General features: G+C 41.1%; 1 protein-coding gene. It reads right to left on the bottom strand.

Annotated features, from left to right (window positions below; translation table 11 throughout):
- Positions 1–231, bottom strand: a 231-nt coding sequence (locus SB765_RS34330; RefSeq protein WP_410933117.1) for a YqaA family protein, incomplete at both ends; no start/stop codon positions are given.

Genomic DNA, 231 nt, shown 5'->3' with positions numbered 1-231 from the left:
CGATTAAAGCAACCACTGCCCAGCCAAGTACTTCAATATATTGGCGTAATTTTTGTTCCATTTTAACTCCGCCCCATTTCATTAAAGCAGATACTAAAAAGAAACGCGCGCCACGCCCAATACCTGAGGCAATAATAAAAGGTAAAAACGCCATTTGTAATACACCAGCGCCAATGGTAAACACTTTATAAGGAATAGGCGAAAACCCCGCTATAAATACCACCCAAACAC

The organism is Pseudomonas sp. SIMBA_067 (assembly GCF_046534675.1).
Lineage (GTDB): Bacteria > Pseudomonadota > Gammaproteobacteria > Pseudomonadales > Pseudomonadaceae > Aquipseudomonas > Aquipseudomonas putida.
Note: the sequence above shows the minus strand (reverse complement) of the source record. Positions and strands in the feature narration are given on the sequence as shown.